We start from the raw sequence: 20,309 nt of genomic DNA on the forward strand, positions 1-20,309 counted from the left end.
GTGACGACCCTACGGAATGCTCGGCCTGGGCCTCGCGGCGAGCGTGCTCATCGACGCCACGGTCGTACGACTGCTGCTGGTGCCCGCGGTGATGACGCGTGATGACGCTCCTCGACCGGTCCGCGTGGTGGACGCCGCGCCGGCTCGACCGCGTCCTGCCGCACCTCGCCGCGGAGGGCGACGCGGAAGCACCACCTGCCACCGTCAAGAGCCCCTGACCACCCGCCAAGGTCCGCGAACTGGACATCTCCGCGTTTGAATGCCGTGTGCAGCTAACCTGTGCCGGTCCATTCGACAGGAGGCGTCAGTGAGCAACGGACGGATCGTCGCCGCCCTCGACGGGGCCTGCGTGCGCAGGTTCACGACGGGCCAGGTCATCCTCGACGACATCAACTGGACGGTGCGCTCCGGCGAACACTGGGCCCTGCTCGGTGCCAACGGTGCCGGCAAGACCAGCGTGCTCCGCCTCATCGGCGCACTGATGCACCCCACCACCGGCACCGTCGAGGTCCTCGGCCACCGCCTCGGCAAGGTCGACGTACGCGAACTTCGCGCACACATCGGCCTGGTGTCGAGCGCGCAGCGCGTGCCGCAGGACCTCACCGGGCACGCCGTCGTCCTCACCGGGCACACCGGCACCGTGCAGCCGCTGTGGCGCGCGTACGACGCCGACGTGCGCGAGCGCGCGCACTTGCTCCTGGCCGAACTCGACATCAAGGAACTCGCCGACCGGCCCTACGGCGTCTGCTCCGGCGGTCAGCGGGCCCGTATTCTCATCGCCCGCGCGCTGATGGCGGACCCGTCCCTGCTCCTGCTCGACGAGCCCTTCAACGCGCTCGACCTGCCCTCGCGCGAGGACCTCATCGACACCATGCGTCAACTCGCCGAGGAGCGGCGGGAGTTGGCGACCATCACCGTCACCCACCACCTGGAGGAGCTGTCGCCGGCGATCGGCCACGCGCTGCTCCTGCGCGACGGCCGCGTTCTCGCGGGGGGCCGGGCCGACGAGGTGCTGACGGCCGCCCGGATGACGGAGTGCTTCGGCCGCCCCATCGAGGTGTCACGCCACGGGGGCCGCTGGCTGGCCCGCTCGGGCACGGCGGGTTAGCGGGTGTCCGGCGGAGCTTGGCCGGGGTCGCCCTAGTCTTCGTCCTGCACCGCCTCGGGCCACGGCGCACCACGACGACCGAGCACTGCAGGAAGCCGACGGCGAGTTGGCTGTCCACGGCGCTGCCGACCGTCCGGATGAGGCCTGGGCGGTTCGGCGCGGCGAGCCGGGGCCTCTCGCTCGGCCCTAGACCCACCCGGTGACAGGCGGCCGGTCGCCCCATCCGGTTGCCGCCAGCACCTCGTGGGCGATGTCCGCGACCGTCCGCCCGTCGGTCGCCACCCGCACGGTGTCCGCGGGTGCCCGCTCGTCCAGGAGGCGTGCCTTACGGGCGCTGCCCCGCAGCTCCTTCTCCAGCTCCGAGCCGATTTCCCGGGCGGTCAGCCGCTCTTTGGCGGTGGTGTCGGAGGCGGTGAGCAGGACCCGTACGATCCGGACGCCCGCTCCCATGGCGCGTTCGAACATGCCGGCCGCTTCGGGCAGCACACTGACCGTGTTCGTGTAGATGAGGCGGCGGTAGCCGCGCCGGGCGAAATTGCTCCACACGGCCGTCAGATTGTCCTCGGTGACCCCGGCCCGGTGCGGGTCGCCCTCCGGCGCCGGATGCACCTGCCCCATGAAGTCACCCTCGATCACGGCGTGCGACACCTCCATGCCGCGCAGGAGGGCCGACACCTCCCACCCCACGGTCGTCTTGCCGACACCGGCCCGTCCGCCGAGAAGCAGCACTTCCGCATCACTCATGAGAGCAGGGTGACAGGGGGCGGCGGTCTCGCGCGATCCGAAATCGCGCGATCTTTTGAGCCGCGGGCCCTGGACCTCAAGTGCGGTTGAGTTTCTAGGCTCGGATGCACCGAAGGATCGTGCGCACCGGACGGAGCGAACCAGCCATGGAGTACTCGCACAACGACGCGGAACTGATCGAGCAGCCCATCGGCTACTGGGCCTGGGCCGCCTACAAGGCAGTCGTCACCCGCACCAGGGGCGCCCTCGCGGAGAAGGGCACCACCCAGCCGCAGTGGTGGGTCCTCGCGCAGGTCGCACGGGCCGAGCACGTCAAGACGCGGGGTGAGGTGTCCGAAACCCTCAGCGGCTACCTCGACGCGGGAGAAGCCGTCCTGGCGGAGGAGATCGACGCGACGATCGCCCGCGGCTGGCTCACCGAGGACGCCGAGGGGAGGCTCTCGCTCACAGCGGCGGGCAAGGACTTCTTCGACGAACTGGCCGCGCTCCAGGGGGAGTTGTGGGCCGAGCGGCACGCGGGCATCTCGGACGAGGAGTATCTGACCACCCTCAAGGTGCTTCAGCGCTTCATCCACAACACGGGCGGGCACGCCTGGCACCACTGACGGCGGCCGGGCGGTCCGGCCATCGGACATGGAACTGGTTCCGCGAAGATGTACAACACCCGCTAAAAGCACCCGAAGCGCTCACGGGGCGGTGCGGGCGTAGCGGCCGGGGGTGGTGCCGAGTACGCGCTTGAAGTGCCGGGTGAGGTGCGACTGGTCGTAGAAGCCGGCGGCGGTCGCCACTTCGCCCGGCGGCTGCCCGTCTAGGAGCAGGCGGCGGGCCAGATCGACGCGGCGGGACATCACGTACTGGTGCGGCGGGATGCCGAAGGCGCCGCTGAAGGCGCGTACGAGATGGGTCGGGTGGGCGTGGACGAGACGCGCCGCCTCGTCCAGGGCGATGCCGTCCAGGAGCCGTGCGTCGAGGAGGTCCCGCAGATCGTGGGCGACGCCCCGGCCGGGCCGCTCGGTGTCGGGGGAGCCGGGGCGCAGGTGGGTGCGCAGCCGTTCGCCGATCAGGGCGAGGCGGCTCTGCGCCTCGAACTCGTCGCCCCGGTGCTCGAGCGCGCTGTGGAGTTGGCCGACTCGGGTGCGCAGGACGGGGTCGGTGAGGTCGGGCCCGTCCACCGCCGCACCGATGAAGGACTCGTCGAGCTGCGTCATGTCGAGGTAGAGGACGCGCTTGCGGAAGCCGTGTGCGGTGGCGGGCGACCCGTTGTGCGGGACACGCGGCGGAAGCAGGCTGACGGTGTCGTCCGGCGTGCCGCGCTCGTGGCGGTCCAGGTGGTAGCGGACCGCGCCGTCGTCGACGATCAGCAGCGTCCACGCGTCGTGGACGTGCATGGGGTACGCGTGCTCGGTGAAGTGGGCGTGGAACACCTCCACGACACCCGCGACCTGCGGGCGCCAAGCGGAGATCTCCGGCCGGGGCACCATGCAAGGAACGTACAAGACCTGACCGGGGTGGACAGCGCAGTCTCGAAACATGAGAACGATGGACGAGACCCTCACCGACATTGCGATCCAGACGCCGGCGTCGACCCCGGCCGGGGCGGACGACCCTTCCGGCCGCGCGCCCGTCCGCTTCGACACCAAGATCGCCGTCCTGCTGCGCGACGACCTGGAGCCCTGGCAGCGGCTCAACGTGACCGCGTTCCTGGTCAGCGGGCTCGGTACGGCGGCGCCCGAGGTGGTCGGAGCCCCGTACGAGGACGCCGACGCGACCACTTACCTGCCGATGTTCCGTCAGCCGGTGCTGGTCTTCGAGGGGTCGAAGCAGACCCTGACCACGGCGCACGGACGCGCCCTGTCCCGCTCGCTGCCGACAGCGGTGTTCACGGCGGAGCTGTTCGGTACGGGCAACGACGGGGACAACCGTGCGGCGGTCCGGGCGGTGCCCGCCGACCAGCTGGACCTGGTCGGCATGGCCGTGTACGGCGCGCGGGGCGCCGTCGACAAGGTCCTCAAGGGGGCACGGATGCATCCCTGAGAGATACGCCTCCGGGCGCTTTTAATCGGGTGCCCGGCACGGGCCCGGTTCCCTACACTCGCCACGTATCCACGCCGCTGCCCTACGTCGCAGCGCGCGCCGTGACAAGTGAGGGGAGCCGGGCCGTGCGTCACCGCACCGCTGTCGTCGTTCCCCGGTCACGGTTCGAGGTGATCCTGGTGTCTCGGTGTGCCCGGCACCGGCTGCGCGGCCGGTACCGGACCCCCGCGACGAACATCTGACACCTCACGTGTCCGCACCACCCTGAACCGACCCTTCGGCAGGGCCCGTTGCGTTGTACGTCCGGTCATCGCGCTGCCTCTGTGTGGAACCACCCGAAAGGCCACAGGCGTGCGTACCAACCTGCACCGTCATGACACCGACCCCCTGACCGCCGTCCGCAACGTGGGCATCCTCGCCCACGTCGACGCCGGCAAGACCACCGTCACCGAACGGATCCTCTACGTCACCGGCGCCACCTACAAACGCGGCGAAGTCCACGACGGCACCACCGTCACCGACTTCGACGTCCAGGAACGCGAACGGGGCATCACCATCTCCGCCGCGGCGGTCAGCTGCGCCTGGGACGGGCACCGGATCAACCTGATCGACACTCCGGGCCATGTCGACTTCGCCGACGAGGTCGAGCGCTCCCTGCGCGTGCTGGACGGTGCGATCGCGGTGTTCGACGCCGTCGCGGGCGTCGAACCGCAGAGCGAGTCGGTCTGGCGTCAGGCCGACCGGCACGGTGTGCCGCGCATCGCCTTCGTGAACAAGCTCGACCGTGCCGGTGCCGACCTCGACACGGCGGTCGAGTCGATGCGCCGGCGCCTCGACACGGTACCGATGGTGGTCCAGCTGCCGGTCGGCCGCGAGGACGCGTTCACCGGAGTCGTCGACCTGATCCGCATGCGCCTTCTCGTGTGGCGAGAGGGCGGCGACACGTACGAGGAGGGGCCGGTACAGGCAGAGCTGCTCGAGGAGGCGCGGCGGCGCAGACGGCTCCTTGAGGAAACGGTGGCCCAGCTCCATCCCGGCGCGCTGGAAGAGTTCTGTGACGGATCGGCCCTGTCCGCAGGGACGATGACCACGGCGCTGCGTGATCTGACACGCAACGGTGAGGGCGTCGTCGTGCTGTGCGGATCGGCGTACCGCCACCGCGGTGTCGAGCCACTCCTGGACGCCGTCGTCGCCTACCTGCCGTCACCGCTCGACGTGCCCGCGGTCCGCGGTGCCGTCGGCGACGACGAGCAGGAGCGTGTCTGCGATCCGGCGGCGCCGCTGGCCGCGCTGGTCTTCAAGGTGCAGGCGACCCCTCGTGGGCGTCTGACCTATCTGCGGGTGTACTCGGGAACGGTGCACAGAGGAGAGGCGGTGTGGGATGCGGGCGCACGGCGTACGGAGCGGATCGGCCGGATCCTGCGCGTCCAGGCAGACCGGCACACCGAGGTCGAGCACGCGGTGGCCGGTGACATCGTCGCGGTGGCCGGCGTGAAGGCCGCCCGCAGCGGCGCCACCCTGTGCGCGCCCGGCGCGCCTGTCGTCCTCGAACCGCCCACGGTGGCCGAACCGGTCGTCTCCGTGGCGGTCGAGGCACGCAGGAACGCCGACAGCGCCCGGCTGGTGTCCGCGCTGGCACGACTCGTGGAGGAGGACCCCTCGCTCGTGGTCAGGACCGACCGCGAGAGCGGCCAGACGGTGCTGTCGGGCATGGGTGAACTGCATCTGGAGGTGGCGGTCGAGAAGATCCGCCGGGCCCACGGCCTGGAGGTCGGCGTCGGCAGGCCGCAGGTGGCCTACCGGGAGACGGTCTCGCGCGGGGTGTCCGGACTGGTGTACCGGCACGTCAAACAGGAGGGAGGAGCGGGCCAGTTCGCGCACGTCGTCATTGATGTGCAGCCTCTGCCGGTGACGCAGGACGGTACGGGCGACGGCGCGGCGGAGTTCGAGTTCCGGTCGGTCGTCACCGGCGGACGGCTGCCGCGGGACTACGTGCAGGCCGTGGAGGCCGGATGCAGGGACGCCCTGAGCGAGGGCCCCCTCGGCGGCCACCGCGTCACCGGGGTACGGGTCACGCTCACCGACGGGTCCACGCACCCCAAGGACTCCTCCCCGATGGCGTTCCGCACGGCCGGCCGCTTCGCGCTCAGGGCGGCCTTCCGGGCCAGCGCCATGGCCCTCCTCGAACCGGTGGCCGAGGTCACGGCCACCGTGGCCGAGGACGCCGTGGGCGGGGTGCTCGGGGACCTGGCCGCGCGCCGCGGCCAGATCTCCGCCTCCGCGATGCGCGCCGGCACCGCGGTCGTCACGGCGACGGTGCCGCTGGCCGAACTGTTCGGCTACGCGTCCCAGTTGCGCGGCCGGACCCAGGGCCGGGGCACGTTCACCAGCCGGGCGACCGGCTACGCCCCGGTGCCGGATACGGTGACCGACCAGGTGGTTTCGCGGTAGCCACGAGAGCGCAGGCCCCGTCCGTCCGAGGACGGGCGGGGCTGTCCGGCCGTTGCGCGGGCCGAAGTCGAGCCCTTGTGCTGACGGGCCGGACTCGACTCCCAGGGCGTGGCGCCGACGGCCTCCCCGGCTGCGTACCTTCGCCCTGTGCAGCTCATCGAGATATCCGATCTACTCGTGGACCGCGACCCCGGCACGCGCCTCGCCGCCGCGGGTGACCGCAGCGTCACCCGTATCGCAGCCGGGCTGGCGTGCGACGACGACGGGAACCTCGATCCGCTCGCCGTGGACCGCCGGCTCGTCGCCGTCCACACCGAACTCCAGCGGCTCAGCGACGAACTGCGCCTCGGCGACCGCATCGCCGAACTCCTGCGTCCGCTGCTCGCCGTGATCCGCACAGCCGGGCGGACCGACGGTCCGCTGCGGGGTGTCGGGCTGCACGAACTGCACCCCGAGAGCTACGGCTACGACGGCGTGACCCAGTTCGACTTCTATCGCCAGGACGGCGCCCGGCGATAGACAAGAACGCTCGCTCTCACGTGTCGAACTCGCCGTGCCAGGCCCGGTCGAGGAGATAGGTGGGCAGATACGGCGACTTGCTGTCGACCGGGAACTCCGAGTCGAAGGCGAGGCGGTGAAGGTCCACCGCACCGACTCTACGAAGACGTGCGGGAGCCGGTGACAGTCGGGCCCGTGCGTGCGGACCTGGTCGAGCTCGTGTAGGCGAACCGGGGCAGGAAGAACTGTGTGACGGGGCCGACGGCCAGGGCGTACAGCACGGTGCCGAGCCCCACGCCGCCGCCGAGCAACCACCCCGCGGCGAGCACGGCGATCTCGATGAACGTGCGGACCACGCGGATGGTACGCCCGGTCAGGGCGGACGCTCCGGTCATCAGCCCGTCCCGGGGCCCCGGACCGAACCGTGCGCCTACGTAGACGGCGACGGACAGGGCGTTGGCGAATATCCCGGCGAGGAGGAGCCCGACGCGTTCGGGAAGTGGCAGGCCCTCGGGGACGAGCGCGAGCCCGAGGTCGGACGAGAAGGCGATGACGACGATGTTGGCGGCGGTCCCGAAGGTCGGCCGCTGCCGCAGGGGGATCCACAGCAGCAGGACGGACACACCCACGACGGCGGTGAGTGTGCCGAAGCTCAGCGAAGTGTGCTTCTCCAGCCCCTCGTTGAGGACGCTCCAAGGGCTCAGCCCCAGCGCGGAGCGCACCATGACGGCCATGCTGAATCCGTACAGGGCGAGGCCGATGAACAACTGTGGCAAGCGGCGGAGCGGGCGTTCCCTGAAGCGTACGTAGGTGAGTGGGGGAGTGGTGCGGGTGCCGCCACCGGGCTTGCGGGGTGCGGTCGCCGGGTTCCCGCCGCGTCCGGGAGGCGGGGGCGTTGCGCCGGTGTCGTCGCTCTGGGGTGCCGCCTTCTCGGGGTGGTCCGTCATACCCGTGTCGTGCCGCATGTGTGTCTGTCTCCGCCCTGGGTGTCGTATGCCTTCAAGGCCATTGCGGCAACTCTGTAGAGTCATTGGCCCGCATGACATGGCCAATCTGGGGAGAATGGTTTGACTGACGCGAACGCCTTCCTGCCCGTGGACAGGGTGGGCCGCGCGGACCGGACGCTGGGCAGCCGTCAGCTCGCCGCGATGCTTCCTGACACCTCGGGCACGAGACCCGCCTACCGCCACCTCGCGCAGGCGATCAGCGCGCTCATCCTCGACGGACGCATCGCGCTGCATGTCAAACTCCCCGCCGAGCGCGAACTGGCCGCAGCCCTCGCCACCAGCAGGACCACGGTCACCGCCGTGTACGACCTGCTGCGCGAGAGCGGCTACGCGCACAGCCGCCAGGGATCGGGCACGTGGACCGCCCTGCCCGAAGGCCGCACCCCCAGTGGCATCACGCGCCTGCTCGGCACCCCGGACACCGCGATCGACCTGGCCAGAGCCTCGCCCGGGCTGCCCCGGCAGACACTCGTCGATGCCCTCGCGCACATCACCCCACAACTGGCCGAGCAGGCGCACACCCCCGGCTACCACCCGTACGGCCTGCCCGACCTGCGCGCCGCCATCGCCGAGCGCTACACCCGACGCGGTCTCGCCACCCTGCCCGAACAGATCCTTGTGACGTCCGGCGCGCAGCACGCGCTGACACTCGTCCTGGGGCTCCTGAGCAGCCCCGGCGACCGGGTCATGGTCGAGAACCCGTCCTACCCCAACGCCCTTGACGCCCTACGTCGAGCCCGGCTGCGTACCGTGTCCGTCCCCGTGACCGACACCGGCTGGGACATCGAGATCACCGAATCGACCCTTCGCCAGGTCGTGCCCCAACTGGCCTACCTGATCCCCGACTTCCACAATCCGACCGGGTGCCTCATGCCCGAGCAGGAGCGGGCGCGCATCCTGCGCGCGGCGGAGCGCTCCGGGACATGGCTGGTCATCGACGAGACGCTGGCCGACCTCGCGCTCGACGTTCCCGCCCCGCCTCCCTTCGCCTCCCACGCCGCGAAGGGCGGCACCGGCCAGATCATCGCCATCGGCTCGATGAGCAAGACCCACTGGGGCGGCCTGCGCATCGGCTGGCTGCGCGCACCCGCACGGCTCGTCACCGAACTCGCGGGCCAGCGCGTGGCCACCGACATGGGCGGATCGGTCGTCGACCAACTCCTGGCCCTCGCCCTCCTGGACCGGTCGGACGAGCTTCTGCCGCCCCGTCTTGAGCAACTACGGCTACAACGCGCGGCGTTGGCCGACGCGCTGGGCGAGCACATGCCGCACTGGACCTGGCAACTGCCGCCCGGCGGGCTGTCGTTCTGGGTCGACCTGGGCGAACCGGTCGCCTCCGCGCTGTCCGAGCGGGCCCTCGGCAACGGCGTTCGGATCGAGAGCGGCACATACTTCGCCACCGACCCCGGCATCTTCGAGCAGCGGATGCGCATCCCGTACACGACCTCGGCGGACACTCTGCGCGAGGCCGTCCACCGCATGGCGACCGCGCTCGCCGCCGGCCTCCCATCGGCATCAGCCGCGCGCAGACCGCACTGGGTGGTCTGAGCGCCAGCGCCCGAAGGAGATCACTCGATGCCGTCCCCTCAGGCGAGGGGGCGGCCGAGGTCCGCGCCGAGCTGGTGGTACGCGGCGGTGACCGTCTGCGCCAGGAGGACGGCGATGGTCATGGGGCCCACCCCGCCGGGAACGGGAGTGATCAGGCGGGCCCGCTCGGCCGCGGTGTCGAAGTCCACGTCGCCGACGTTGCCCGCGTTGTAGCCGGCGTCGATGACGACCGCGCCGGGCTTGATGTCCTCGCCGCGGATGAGCCGGGGCCGGCCCACCGCCGCCACCACGATGTCCGCCTCCCGCACGAACGCGCTCAGGTCGGCAGTCCGCGAGTGGCAGTACGTCACCGTGGCGTCCCGGGCGAGCAGCAGCATCCCGGCCGGCTTGCCGAGAATCGCGCTCCGTCCCACGACGACTGCGTGCCGGCCCGCGAGATCGACGTCGTACTCGTCGAGGAGCCGCATGATCCCGCCGGGTGTGCAGGAGACGAACCCGGGCAGCCCGAAGGCCATCGCGCCGAACGAGCTCATGGTGACGCCGTCGACGTCCTTCTCCGGAGCGATGGCCTCGAAGGCCGCGCGTTCGTCGATGTGCGGGCCCACGGGGTGCTGGAGCAGGATTCCGTGCACCGACGCGTCCTGTGACAGTTCGCGCAGGGTGGCGACCAGCTCCGCGGTCGTCGTGGTGGCGGGGAGCTGGACGCGCCGCGACTCGATACCGGCCTTGGCGCAGCGGGCCTGCTTCATACGGACGTACGTGACGGAGGCGGGATCCTCGCCCACCAGCACGGTCGCGAGGCAGGGGGCTGAGCCCGTTCGCCTCACCAGCTCCGCCGCCTTGCCCGCGGACTCCTCGACGAGGCGCCGGGCGGGGCCGGTGCCGTCCATGAGGTGGGTTGTCTGTGTCGGGGACATGGTCGCCTCCCAGGCGTCATTGACGACTCGCCCAGGCGCACGGCATACATCGACCCTTTGGTCAGGCCGCTCCCCGGTGGTTCTCCACCTCAGCGCCAGTCACGGCCCGTGTGCCACTGTAACGGCTTCGGCCAGCCGCGCGAGAGCCGCGGCCTCCTCGCTGCCGTCCTCGGCGCTGAACGCATGCACGACCAGGCCCGTCTCGCCGGGAGCTGCCGGTACGTGCAGCGTCTCGAAGTCCAGCGCGCCTGCGCGCGGCGGGGCACGATCTCGGCGCCCGCGATCCTCCTATTTGAACGCGTTCAAATATCTGCGCTAAGGTGATGCCGACACGATGAGGGGGCTCCATGAAGATCGTGATACCCGGCGGCACCGGGCAGGTAGGGACGATCCTGAAGCGTGAACTGGCCGCAGCGGGACACGAAGTCGTCGTCCTCACGCGGCGGCCCGTGCACGACGGCGAAGTCCGGTGGGACGGCGAGACCCTGGGCCCGTGGGCCGAGGTCGTCGACGGCAGCGACGTCGTGATCAACCTCGCCGGACGCAGCGTGAATTGCCGCTACACACAGGCCAACCTCCGGGCCATGATGGATTCGCGCGTGCGGTCCGCCGAGGTCGTCGGCGAGGCCGTCTCCGCCGCCGCGCGACCTCCGAGGGCGTGGCTGCAGATGAGTACGGCCACCGTCTACGCCCACAGCTTCGCCGCACCGAACGACGAGACAACCGGCGTACTCGGCGGCGACGAGGCCGGCGTACCGGGCTACTGGGGGTACAGCGTCGAGATCGCCAAGGCGTGGGAGCGGGCGCAGGAGCGGGCCGACACCCCGCACACCCGCAAGGTCGCCCTGCGCGCCGCGATGGTCATGAGCCCCGATCGCGGCGGCGTCTTCGACGTCCTCCTGCGCCTGGCCAGGCTCGGCCTCGGCGGTCCGGTCGCGGGCGGTGGCCAGTACGTGTCCTGGATCTACGACCGTGACTTCGCCCGAGCGGTCCGGTTCCTGATCGAACGCGACGACCTGGACGGGCCCGTGAACCTCGCCGCCCCCGAGCCGCTCCCGCAGCGTGACTTCATGCGTGCGCTACGCGCGGCCTGGGGCGTTCCGGTGGGTCTTCCCGCGACGAAGTGGATGGCCGAACTCGGCGCGTTCGCCCTCCGCTCGGACACCGAACTCCTGCTGAAGAGCCGCCGCGTGGTCCCGGGCCGGCTACTCGGCGCGGGCTTCTCCTTCGGCCACGCCGCCTGGCCCGATGCCGCCGCCAACCTCGCCCGACGTGTACGCGGTGGGCGTGACGTCACACGGGCCATGGCGGACGGGCTCGTGTGAGGCGGGGCGTCTCCGTCGGGCGACCTGCGTCGTCACCAGGGGAGCGGGCCCTCCGCGGCGACGTACGTGCCGGTCGGGCCGTCGGGGCCCAGCTGGGCCATGCGCACGATGATCTCGGCGCCCTCCTCGACGGTCTGGGTACCGGTGTGGGCGTTCAGGTCCGTCGCGGTGTAGCCGGGCTCGACGGCGTTGATCCGCATGCCGGGGAACGCCTTCGCGTACTGCACGGTGATCATGTTCACCGCCGTCTTCGACGCCGGGTAGGCGACTCCGGGGTACGCGTGGGTCGGCGTACCCGCGTCGGTGACCCGGGTCAGCGAGGCCAGGCCGCTGCTCAGGTTGACCACGACCGGCGCGTCGGACTTCTGCAGCAGGGGCAGGAACGCGTGGGTGACACGTACGACGCCGAAGACGTTCGTCTCGAAGGTCGACCGCATCTCATCGGCGGTCACGTCCGCGGCGCCGATCACGCCGCCGTCCGGGGTCCGGCCCTCGATGCCGGCGTTGTTGATCAGCACGTCCAGGCCGCTGTCAGCCTCGATCGCCTTCGCGGCGGCGTTTACGGACGCGTCGTCCGTGACATCGAGCTGGACCCAGCGGGCGCCGAGCTGCTCGGCGGCGCGGCGGCCGCGCTCGGCGTCGCGGCTGCCCACGTAGACGGTGTGGCCTGCGGCGATGAGTCGACGGGCGGTCTCGAATCCGAGACCCTTGTTGGCTCCGGTGATGAGTGTTTTCGTCATGTCACCAGCGTGCGGCCCCGCACTGCGATCAGCCAGGAGTCCCGTCTTCCTGGGACTGGCGGTACCAGGCGGGTGCCGGGCGGCTCCCAGGCGCGGTCCCGGCGTCCCACGCCCGGCCCCAGGTGTGGTCCCGGGCGTGGTCTCATCGAGTGACGCCTCGACCTCAGCTTTAGGGTGAGGGTTCGGTGATCCTGGGGGTGCGCCTCGTGCGGGGTGCGGCCCGTGTCACCGGCCGCCGAACGTCCTCCGGTAGGCCTCTGGCGGCAGGCCCGTGACGCGGGTGAAGTGTCGCCGGAGCGTGGCGGAGGTCCCCATACCCGTCCGTGCCGCGATCCGCTCGACGGTGTCGTCGCTCGACTCCAGCAGCTCCTGCGCCTCCCGCACGCGCTGGCTCAGCAGCCACCTCAGGGGTGCCGTCCCCGTGACGGCGTGGAAGTGCCGCACCAGGTTGCGGCTGCTCATGCCCGCCTGGCGGGCCATGTCCTCGACGGTGAGCGGCTGGTCGATCCGGGCCAGCACCCAGGGGAGCAGATCGGCGAGCGGGTGGTCGCGCCCGTGCGTCACCGGCGCCGGGATGAACTGCGCCTGGCCGCCGTCCCGATGGGGCGGCGTCACGAGGTGCCGCGCCAGGGCGTTGGCGACCGTCGCCCCGTGGTCCGTGCGCACGATGTGGAGACACAGGTCCATCCCGGCCGCTTTACCGGCGGACGTGAGGACGCTGCCCTCGTCGGTGAACAGCACCTCGGCGTCGACCCTGACACCCGGGTACCGCGCCGCGAGCCTTTCCGTGTGCGCCCAGTGAGTGGTGGCGCGGCGGCCGTCGAGGAGTCCGGCCGCGGCCAGGACGAAGGCGCCGGTGCACAGCGAGGCGATCCGGGCGCCTGCCGCGTGGGCGGTGCGCAGCGCGTCGAGCAGTTCCTGCGGAGGCTCCTGCTCGACGTCGCGCCAGGCCGGGACGATCACCGTCTGCGCATCGGCGACGGCCTCGAGTCCGTGGGTGGTGTCGGCCCGGAGCCAGTCGCCGACGCGGGACCCGGCGGGTCCGCAGGTGGTGAACGAGTACCAAGGCGCGGCCAGGTCGGAATGGTCGGAGCCGAAGACTTCGAGCGCCCCCGCGGCCTCGAAGAGCATCGTGCCTTCGGGAAGCGCCATCGCAACCGAATGCGCAGCGGAACGTGCAACGGAAGGCGCACTGGTAGGCATGTCTGAAACTGTACGCCCCTCGTCATTCCTGCCACTGGCTGGGCGGGCATCGCGCCAGGATCATTGCTGTCGCACCGCACACCACCGCCCTTCGGACACTGGAGCCAACGATGAGCAACACCCTCTCGGGACCCGCCGCGCACCACACCGCCGGGTCGCTCGACGGGCGGCCGGTCGTCGTCTTCGGCGCCTACGGACACACCGGCCGTTTCGTCGTGGCGGAGCTGCTGAGACGGGGAGCGACGCCGGTGCTCGTCGGACGGGACACGGGCAAGCTCGACGCGGTGCGCGACCTCGCTCCCGGCGCGCCCGTGCGTCAGGCGCTCCCCGACGACGCGGCCTCCCTCGACCGGGCCCTCGAAGGAGCGGCGGCGGTCATCAACGCCGCCGGACCGTTCCTCGACACGGCCCGCCCCCTGGTGGAAGCGGCCCTCCGCGCGGGCATCCCCTACCTGGACGTCGGGGCCGAACAGGCCGTCACCGCCGACCTGTTCGACACCTATGGCGACCGCGCAAGGGAGGCCGGGATCGCCGTCGTTCCGTCCCTGGCGTTCTACGGCGGGCTGGGTGACCTCCTCGCCACCGCCGCTCTCGGCGACTGGCCGGACGCGGACGAGATCACGCTCGCGTACGGCCTCGACAGCTGGCACCCGACGCAGGGCACCCGCCGCACCGGCGAGAGTAACGCCGGACGCCATCTCACCTACACCGCAGGCAAGTTGAGCCCCTTCTCGTATGCGCAGGAAGTCTCCCCGTGGACCTTCCCGGAACCGCTCGGCAAGCAGGACACCCTCGTGTTCGCGACGGCCGACCAGGTCACGCTCCCGCGCCACGTACGCACCCCCGAGGTGCGCGCGGTGATGAACCTCGCGCCGCTGCGCGACATCCGCGCGGAGGACACCCCCGAGCCCCTACCCGCCGACGCCGACGGCCGCTCCGCGCAGTCCTTCCTCGTGGAGGCCGTGGTGACCCGCGGCGACGCGACGCGCCGCGCGGTGGCGGGAGGCCGTGACATCTACGCCGTCACGGCGCCGCTCGTCGTGGAGGCCCTCGCGCGCATTCTCCAAGGTGACCGCGTGGTGACCGGCGTGGTCGCGGTCGGCGAAGCGTTCGACGCCCAGAGCTTCCTGCACGCACTCACGCCCGAGCACCTGACGCGCCTCGAGCTGCCGACCGAGCGGAGCTGAGCCCGGAGTTCCGCGCGGGATGGCGTGCCAGGAGCGGGGTGGGAGTACCGTGAGGCTCCTGCGGGCAAGTGTCTCCGGAGTGCGCATCGCCCCAACTAGACGTGTATATACGGGTGTTGACCGTCCGTCGAGTGGTTGGCTTTCGGCCAAGACGGGACCCGTTGAGGTCCGGTCCACTCATGGGTGCAGCGCGCGTCCGCCCGGCCGGATCCGCTGTCGAGCGACCGGCAACCCTGGCCCGGCCGCATCGAACCGGCCATCCCTGCCTGACAGTCGTAATGATCTTGGGTAGGTTCCTCAGGGCTCTCGCCCGCGGGGCGCGTCATCCTCCGGCCCCAAGATCCCGACCAGGCAGGAGCCACTTCATGGGACCGCAACCCGTCGCAATCGACCCGGCCGGTGCCGACGTCCACGCCGAGGCCGCGCGGCTGCGCGCCTCGGGCCCGGCGACGCTCGTCCAGCTCCCCGACGGCCCCGAGGCATGGGCCATTACCAGCCACAGCCTGCTCAAGGACCTGCTGACCGACCCACGTGTGTCCAAGGACCCCAACCTGCACTGGCCCGCGTGGCAGCGCGGCGAGTACCACGAGTCCTGGCTGGCCACCTGGGTCGGCGTGAACAACATGTTCACCGCGTACGGGAGCGACCACCGACGGCTGCGCAAGCTCATCGCACCGGCGTTCACGGCCCGCCGCACCGACGCCATGCTGCCCGCGGTCGAGCGCATCACCGCCGCCCTCCTGGACGAACTCGCCACGGCGCCGCGGGGATCCGTGGTCGACCTCCGCGAGGGCTTCACGCACCGGCTGCCGATGCAGGTCATCTGCGAGCTGTTCGGTATCCCCGAGGGCGACACCCGCGCCGAACTGGCCCGGCTTTCCGAGATCATCATGACCTCCGTCGACCCGCAGGAGGCGGGCGCCGCGTTCGTCGAAATCCAGGCGCTGCTGAAGGGGCTGGCCGCGCTGAAGCGCGAGGAACCTGCGTCGGACCTGACCAGTGTGCTGGTCGCCGCGCGGGACGAGGAGGGTCAGCGGATGACCGAGCAGGAGCTGATAGACACGCTCCTGCTCGTCCTCGTCGCCGGCCACGAGACCACGGTCAACCTCATCGGCAACGCCGTTCACGCCCTGCTCACGCACCCGGAGCAGCTCGAAATGGTCCGTGCGGGCAAGCTCGCCTGGAACGACGTGATCGAGGAGACCCTCCGCTGGGCCCCCAGCGTGGTCAACCTTCCGCTCCGGTTCGCCGTCGAGGACGTCGAGATCCCGGACGGGCCCACCATCCGCAAGGGCGAGCCGATTCTGGCGTCGTTCGCGGCCGCCGGGCGCGATCCGCGGCAGCACGGGGACACCGCCGACCAGTACGACGCACGCCGCCCGAGCGCCGAACACCTCAGCTTCGGCCACGGAGTCCACCGCTGCCTGGGCGCACCTCTGGCCCGTATGGAAGCCGCGATCGCCCTCCCGGCCCTCTTCGACCGCTTCCCCGACCTGGAACTCGCCCTGCCCGCCGAGTCGTTGGAACCGGCCGGCGGCTTCATCGTGGGAGGCCTGAAGGCGATTCCCATGAGGCTGACGAAGGACTGACCCCGGGGCCTCGGATGCGCGCGGCGGCCGGAGCTCCGCAGGCTCAGCCGGCCACCGCGCGCACCGGGACCGAGGACCAGCCGCGCAGCGTGTTGTGCACGAACGGGGTCTTTGGACCGGCGGGTTCCAGGCGTGTGGGCCAGGGCGCGCAGCAGGTCCGCCGACGGCCGGCTCGTGGACCGCGCCGACCGGGGCTTCGCGCCGATCCGTCGCCGCTCGGATGTGTGTCCTGGGAAAGATCCTTCGCCGATGGCGTGGCCAGGAGGGGACGCGGTCGTTGGTCAGCGCATGAACGACCCGCGCAAAAGCATTCCTGCGCCCCGACCGCGTCACGGTACCCCGTTGGGCACGGGCGGGGCCGCCTCGCCGACGCCCATTTACGACGCGCTCGTGCATCAATGGCGCGCCCTGCACCGCGAGGTCCCGCGCCCGCCCACCACACGGCAGGGCTGGGTGCGCGTAGATCCGCAGGACCTGTTCCGCCGTGGTTGAGCCAATCCCACAAGAACCATTGCACAAGAGTTCTTGTGTAAGTAGGGTCGCCCGTATGGCCCCTCCGATCACTGATTCTCGGGTGCTGGCCGCGATGGCCCACCCGGTCCGTCGCCGCCTGCTCGACCTGCTCAAGCTCGACGGCCCTTCCACTGCCAGCGCACTGTCGCAGGCGACGGGCGAAGCCGTCGGCAATGTGAGTCACCACCTCAAGGCGCTGGCCGCCGCGGGGCTGATCGAGGAGGCTCCCGAACTCGCCCGCGACCGCCGGGAACGGTGGTGGCGGCGCACCACGCCGAAGCTCCTGTGGTCCTCCGTCGACTTCGCCGACGACGCGGCGGGGGAGGCCGTCGCGCAGGCCGCCGAGTCCCTCAACCTCGAGCGGCAGATCAACCAGGTGCGCCGCTGGGCCGATCAGCCCCGGTCCGAGCAGCAGCGCTGGCCGCTCGGCCCCTTTGCCGCCGAGGTGTGGCTGCGGATGACCGATGCCGAACTCGCCCAGTTCAAGGACGAGATCGTGGAAGTCATGGACAGGTGGGCCGACCGGGAACTTCCCGACGACGGCCAGGAACGGGAAAAGGTCTTCACCTTCGCCCGTGCCGTACCGGGTCACCCGTAAGCCGCATCCGCAAGGCGCATCCGCAAGCCGGACCCGTAAGGCGCTTCCGCGTACAGCGCATACAGCGCCCGCGACCCGTGCCACCGCAACAGCACACGCAGTCAGTCACGCTCACGAAAGCAGGAGCCATGTCTGTTTGGTTCATCACCGGCGCCTCGCGCGGCCTGGGAGCGGAGATCGCGCGGGAGGCGCTGGCGCGAGGGCATGAGGTCGTCGCCACCGCGCGCGACGCCGAGGCTGTGCGCCGCGCCTTCCCGGACCCGTCCGACGCCCTGCTCGCCGTCGACCTGGACGTCACCGAGGAGGCGACGATACGCACCGCGGTCGATGCCGCGCTCGCGCGCTTCGGCCGCATCGACGTCCTGGTCAACAACGCGGGGCGCGGCCTCCTCGGGGCGGTGGAAGAGGTCTCGGACGCGGCCGTACGCGACGCGTTCGACATCAACGTCTTCGGGGTGCTCGCCACCCTGCGGGCCGTGCTGCCCACGCTCCGGGAACAGCGTTCGGGCCACGTGATCAACATCGGCTCGGTCGGCGGTTTCGCCACCGCTCCCGGCGTCGGCCTGTACGGCGCGACGAAGTTCGCTGTCGAAGCCGTCACCGAGGCCCTCCACGGCGAACTCGCCCCCTTGGGCGTCCACGTCACCGTCGTCGAACCCGGCGGCTTCCGCACCGACTTCCTCGACGCGTCGAGTCTCTACACCGAACCCCACGTGATCGACGACTACGCGCCCACTGCCGGCGCCACCCGCAAGGCCCTCGCGGACGTCAACCACCGCCAGCCCGGAGACCCCGCCAAAGCGGCAGCCGCCGTCGTCGGCCTGGCCGAGACCCCCGAACCCCCGCTCCGCCTCCTGCTCGGCGCCGACGCCGTGGCCCGCGTCGAGGCCAAACTCGACCTCGTCACCCGCGAACTCGACCGGAACCGGGCCCTGGCCATGTCGACGGACCTGGCGTGACATAGGGCGCCCAGGACCCGTTCACCCGCGCCCGGAGAATCCCGGACGGCGTATCTCAGGGCGCCGGGCGACGATCTTGTGCGTACGGTCGGCGATGGGCGCCCTGACAGGACGGCGCACCCGGGCGGCCTCGCGGACCACTTCGCACGTACCGCGAGGCCGCCCATCACCGCCTCCGGCAGGGGAGGGACGCTCGCCAGCAGGTCCCCGATGAGCAGGACTTGCGCCACCCCAGCAGGCTCGTACGCACCCCACGCCACGCCGTCTGCGCTCACGTCTAGGCCACCCTCCGCGCGGAGACCGACGGAAACGCACCCCCCGACTCGGTCCTGCGCGTGCTGACCGAGGCGCAGCGCCTCGCGCCGGCCGTCCGCGAACTGGCCTGGGGCGGCGCTGCCGTGACAGCGACGCCTCGCCGGACCGGATCACTGAGTGTCCGCCTCGCTGCCCACCTGGCGGAGTCCGCCGCCGAGCTCCTCACCGACCCCGGCATCGCCAGGGTCAGGCAGCGCGAGGCCGAGGACTGCGTGCTGCTGTTCCTGCCTCCCCACCCTCGCCGCCGCTGGTGCTCGGCCGCCCACTGTGGCAACCGCGCGCGTGGCTGCTCCTACCAGCGCCACAAATCGTCCACGGCCAACGGATGGGCGGGGCTGGGGAGTTGGGTGCCGGACCCTCGTACCCGAGTGTGTCCATCCGTTCGCGAGGCGTGGTTCCGATCAACCCCTGAGTCTGTGAAACTTGAAGAGTCACGCTCGACGTGGCAGCCCCCGCCGTCCCATCCCCGTGACGGCGGGGGTGCTACGCCGTCACATCGCGGCGAGCGGCGTCGGCGCGTTCACAGACCGAGATCGCTGAGGCCCGGGTGGTCGTCGGGGCGGCGCCCGAGCGGCCAGCGATAGGTGCGCTCGGACTCCTCGATCGGCAGGTCGTTGATGCTCGCGTGGCGGGTGCGCATCAGGCCGTCGTCGTCGAACTCCCAGTTCTCGTTGCCGTACGAACGGAACCAGTGGCCGGAGTCGTCATGCCATTCGTAGGCGAAGCGGACCGCGATGCGGTGGCCGTCGAAGGCCCACAGCTCCTTGATGAGCCGGTAGTCCAGCTCCCGGTTCCACTTGCGCGACAGGAACTCGACGATCGCGTCCCGGCCGGTGATGAACTCCGCGCGATTGCGCCAGCGTGAGTCCTCGCTGTAGGCCAGGGCGACCTTCTGCGGGGAGCGGCTGTTCCAGCCGTCCTCGGCGAGGCGAACCTTCTCGATCGCAGTCTCGCGGGTGAAGGGAGGGAGAGGTGGGCGTGTGGACATGTTGCCTGCCTTCGCATGGTCAACTGGGGCTGTTCCAACAGGAGAACGTAGGCTTTCGGCGCGTAGGCGACCAGGACACGTTCGATCAGTACAGGATCGAGCACGGCCAGCCGGAAGCAGAGGAGGGGCGCATGGCGAAGTCGTACCGTGTCGGACTCGGGACGCGCGCGGTCAACCGGGTGTTCGCGACCATGACCCGGCTGGGGATCGGCAAGGGCTACCGCTACATCCTGACCGTGAGGGGCAGGAAGTCGGGCCGCCCGTACTCCACCCCGGTCGACGTGATGTCGGCGGGCGGTGAGCGCTGGCTCGTCGCCGCGTACGGGGTCAGCGACTGGGTGCGCAACGCGCGCGTCGCCGGCGAGGTCGGCCTGAGCCGCGGCGGCCGGTCGCAGAACCTGCGCGTGGTCGAACTCGGCCCCGAGGAAAGCGTCCCCGTACTGCGGCAGTACCTGCGGGAAGTGCCGGTCACCCGGGCCTACTTCGACGTGACGCTCGATTCGACCGACGAGGAGTTCGCCGCGGAGTCGGCGCGGCACCCGGTGTTCCACCTCGTGTCGTTTGCCTGAATTCGTGTACGACTGT

At 71.1% G+C, this 20,309-nt stretch carries 20 protein-coding genes, 1 pseudogene and 1 riboswitch; of the genes and pseudogenes, 14 read left to right on the forward strand and 7 right to left on the reverse strand.

The window, feature by feature from the left end:
- Positions 1-16: 16 nt before the first annotated feature.
- Both ACY0PA_RS40400 and ACY0PA_RS40405 read left to right on the forward strand, forming a co-directional pair.
- Positions 17-218 (forward strand): annotated as a pseudogene (locus ACY0PA_RS40400) (hypothetical protein); the annotation flags it as partial.
- Between the two features lie 89 nt (positions 219-307).
- Entirely contained in the window at positions 308-1,108 is an 801-nt protein-coding gene (locus ACY0PA_RS40405; RefSeq protein ID WP_473082312.1) for an ABC transporter ATP-binding protein, read from the forward strand.
- A gap of 186 nt (positions 1,109-1,294) precedes the next feature.
- On the opposite strand, the gene ACY0PA_RS40410 is transcribed toward ACY0PA_RS40405, so the two are convergent.
- Positions 1,295-1,852, reverse strand: a complete 558-nt coding sequence (locus ACY0PA_RS40410) for an AAA family ATPase (RefSeq protein ID WP_473082313.1) — start codon at positions 1,850-1,852, stop codon at positions 1,295-1,297.
- 146 nt (positions 1,853-1,998) lie between these two features.
- Here ACY0PA_RS40410 and ACY0PA_RS40415 point away from each other — a divergent pair, with 146 nt between their 5' ends.
- A complete protein-coding gene (locus tag ACY0PA_RS40415) occupies positions 1,999-2,457 on the forward strand; it encodes a MarR family winged helix-turn-helix transcriptional regulator (protein WP_473082314.1) in 459 nt (152 codons plus the stop codon).
- An 81-nt stretch (positions 2,458-2,538) separates the two neighbouring features.
- On the opposite strand, the gene ACY0PA_RS40420 is transcribed toward ACY0PA_RS40415, so the two are convergent.
- A complete protein-coding gene (locus tag ACY0PA_RS40420) occupies positions 2,539-3,333 on the reverse strand; it encodes a helix-turn-helix transcriptional regulator (protein ID WP_473082315.1) in 795 nt (264 codons plus the stop codon).
- A 49-nt stretch (positions 3,334-3,382) separates the two neighbouring features.
- Between ACY0PA_RS40420 and ACY0PA_RS40425 the strand changes: the two genes are divergently transcribed.
- The 3 genes from ACY0PA_RS40425 (at position 3,383) to ACY0PA_RS40435 (ending at position 6,856) form a co-directional block, all read left to right on the forward strand.
- Positions 3,383-3,886: a DUF2000 family protein gene (locus ACY0PA_RS40425; protein ID WP_473082316.1), complete on the forward strand. Its 504-nt coding sequence runs from the start codon at positions 3,383-3,385 to the stop codon at positions 3,884-3,886.
- Between the two features lie 351 nt (positions 3,887-4,237).
- Positions 4,238-6,337: an elongation factor G gene (fusA, locus tag ACY0PA_RS40430; protein WP_473082317.1), complete on the forward strand. Its 2,100-nt coding sequence runs from the start codon at positions 4,238-4,240 to the stop codon at positions 6,335-6,337.
- A 147-nt stretch (positions 6,338-6,484) separates the two neighbouring features.
- On the forward strand, positions 6,485-6,856 hold the full coding sequence (locus ACY0PA_RS40435; RefSeq protein WP_473082318.1) for a hypothetical protein: 372 nt from the start codon (positions 6,485-6,487) through the stop codon (positions 6,854-6,856).
- 137 nt (positions 6,857-6,993) lie between these two features.
- Here the strand turns inward: ACY0PA_RS40435 and yczE are convergent, their stop codons facing one another.
- Positions 6,994-7,800, reverse strand: coding sequence for a membrane protein YczE (yczE, locus tag ACY0PA_RS40440; protein WP_473082319.1), 807 nt, complete (start codon positions 7,798-7,800; stop codon positions 6,994-6,996).
- A gap of 102 nt (positions 7,801-7,902) precedes the next feature.
- Between yczE and yczR the strand changes: the two genes are divergently transcribed.
- Positions 7,903-9,390, forward strand: coding sequence for a MocR-like transcription factor YczR (gene yczR / locus ACY0PA_RS40445; protein WP_473082320.1), 1,488 nt, complete (start codon positions 7,903-7,905; stop codon positions 9,388-9,390).
- A gap of 38 nt (positions 9,391-9,428) precedes the next feature.
- On the opposite strand, the gene ACY0PA_RS40450 is transcribed toward yczR, so the two are convergent.
- Positions 9,429-10,307, reverse strand: coding sequence for a bifunctional 5,10-methylenetetrahydrofolate dehydrogenase/5,10-methenyltetrahydrofolate cyclohydrolase (locus ACY0PA_RS40450; protein ID WP_473082321.1), 879 nt, complete (start codon positions 10,305-10,307; stop codon positions 9,429-9,431).
- Positions 10,308-10,329: 22 nt separating this feature from the next.
- Positions 10,330-10,420: riboswitch (ZMP/ZTP riboswitch) on the reverse strand.
- Positions 10,421-10,654: 234 nt separating this feature from the next.
- Between ACY0PA_RS40450 and ACY0PA_RS40455 the strand changes: the two genes are divergently transcribed.
- Positions 10,655-11,632, forward strand: coding sequence for a DUF1731 domain-containing protein (locus ACY0PA_RS40455; RefSeq protein WP_473082322.1), 978 nt, complete (start codon positions 10,655-10,657; stop codon positions 11,630-11,632).
- A 32-nt stretch (positions 11,633-11,664) separates the two neighbouring features.
- On the opposite strand, the gene ACY0PA_RS40460 is transcribed toward ACY0PA_RS40455, so the two are convergent.
- Together ACY0PA_RS40460 and ACY0PA_RS40465 are read right to left on the reverse strand one after the other, a co-directional pair.
- Positions 11,665-12,372 carry an SDR family NAD(P)-dependent oxidoreductase gene (locus tag ACY0PA_RS40460; RefSeq protein WP_473082323.1) on the reverse strand — a complete coding sequence of 236 codons (708 nt, stop codon included), beginning with the start codon at positions 12,370-12,372 and terminating at the stop codon, positions 11,665-11,667.
- Positions 12,373-12,597: 225 nt separating this feature from the next.
- On the reverse strand, positions 12,598-13,524 hold the full coding sequence (locus ACY0PA_RS40465; RefSeq protein WP_383082345.1) for a helix-turn-helix domain-containing protein: 927 nt from the start codon (positions 13,522-13,524) through the stop codon (positions 12,598-12,600).
- Positions 13,525-13,685: 161 nt separating this feature from the next.
- Here ACY0PA_RS40465 and ACY0PA_RS40470 point away from each other — a divergent pair, with 161 nt between their 5' ends.
- From ACY0PA_RS40470 to ACY0PA_RS40490, 5 genes are all read left to right on the forward strand, one after another.
- On the forward strand, positions 13,686-14,762 hold the full coding sequence (locus ACY0PA_RS40470; RefSeq protein ID WP_473082324.1) for a saccharopine dehydrogenase family protein: 1,077 nt from the start codon (positions 13,686-13,688) through the stop codon (positions 14,760-14,762).
- A gap of 365 nt (positions 14,763-15,127) precedes the next feature.
- Positions 15,128-16,351 (forward strand): cytochrome P450 family protein, encoded by a 1,224-nt coding sequence (locus ACY0PA_RS40475; RefSeq protein WP_473082325.1) that lies wholly within the window; start codon positions 15,128-15,130, stop codon positions 16,349-16,351.
- 547 nt (positions 16,352-16,898) lie between these two features.
- On the forward strand, positions 16,899-17,462 hold the full coding sequence (locus ACY0PA_RS40480) for a winged helix-turn-helix domain-containing protein (RefSeq protein WP_473082326.1): 564 nt from the start codon (positions 16,899-16,901) through the stop codon (positions 17,460-17,462).
- 128 nt (positions 17,463-17,590) lie between these two features.
- A complete protein-coding gene (locus ACY0PA_RS40485) occupies positions 17,591-18,421 on the forward strand; it encodes an oxidoreductase (protein ID WP_473082327.1) in 831 nt (276 codons plus the stop codon).
- 398 nt (positions 18,422-18,819) lie between these two features.
- Positions 18,820-19,320: a CGNR zinc finger domain-containing protein gene (locus ACY0PA_RS40490; RefSeq protein ID WP_473086587.1), complete on the forward strand. Its 501-nt coding sequence runs from the start codon at positions 18,820-18,822 to the stop codon at positions 19,318-19,320.
- Here ACY0PA_RS40490 and ACY0PA_RS40495 read toward each other — a convergent pair.
- Complete coding sequence (locus ACY0PA_RS40495; RefSeq protein WP_454400874.1) at positions 19,257-19,724, reverse strand: nuclear transport factor 2 family protein; 468 nt, start codon at positions 19,722-19,724, stop codon at positions 19,257-19,259. The genes ACY0PA_RS40490 and ACY0PA_RS40495 overlap by 64 nt on opposite strands.
- A gap of 131 nt (positions 19,725-19,855) precedes the next feature.
- On the opposite strand from ACY0PA_RS40495, the gene ACY0PA_RS40500 reads away from it, so the two are divergent.
- Positions 19,856-20,293 (forward strand): nitroreductase family deazaflavin-dependent oxidoreductase, encoded by a 438-nt coding sequence (locus tag ACY0PA_RS40500; protein WP_473082328.1) that lies wholly within the window; start codon positions 19,856-19,858, stop codon positions 20,291-20,293.
- Positions 20,294-20,309 lie beyond the last annotated feature (16 nt).

The sequence above is a fragment of the Streptomyces sp. DS1-CR2 genome, assembly GCF_055760475.1.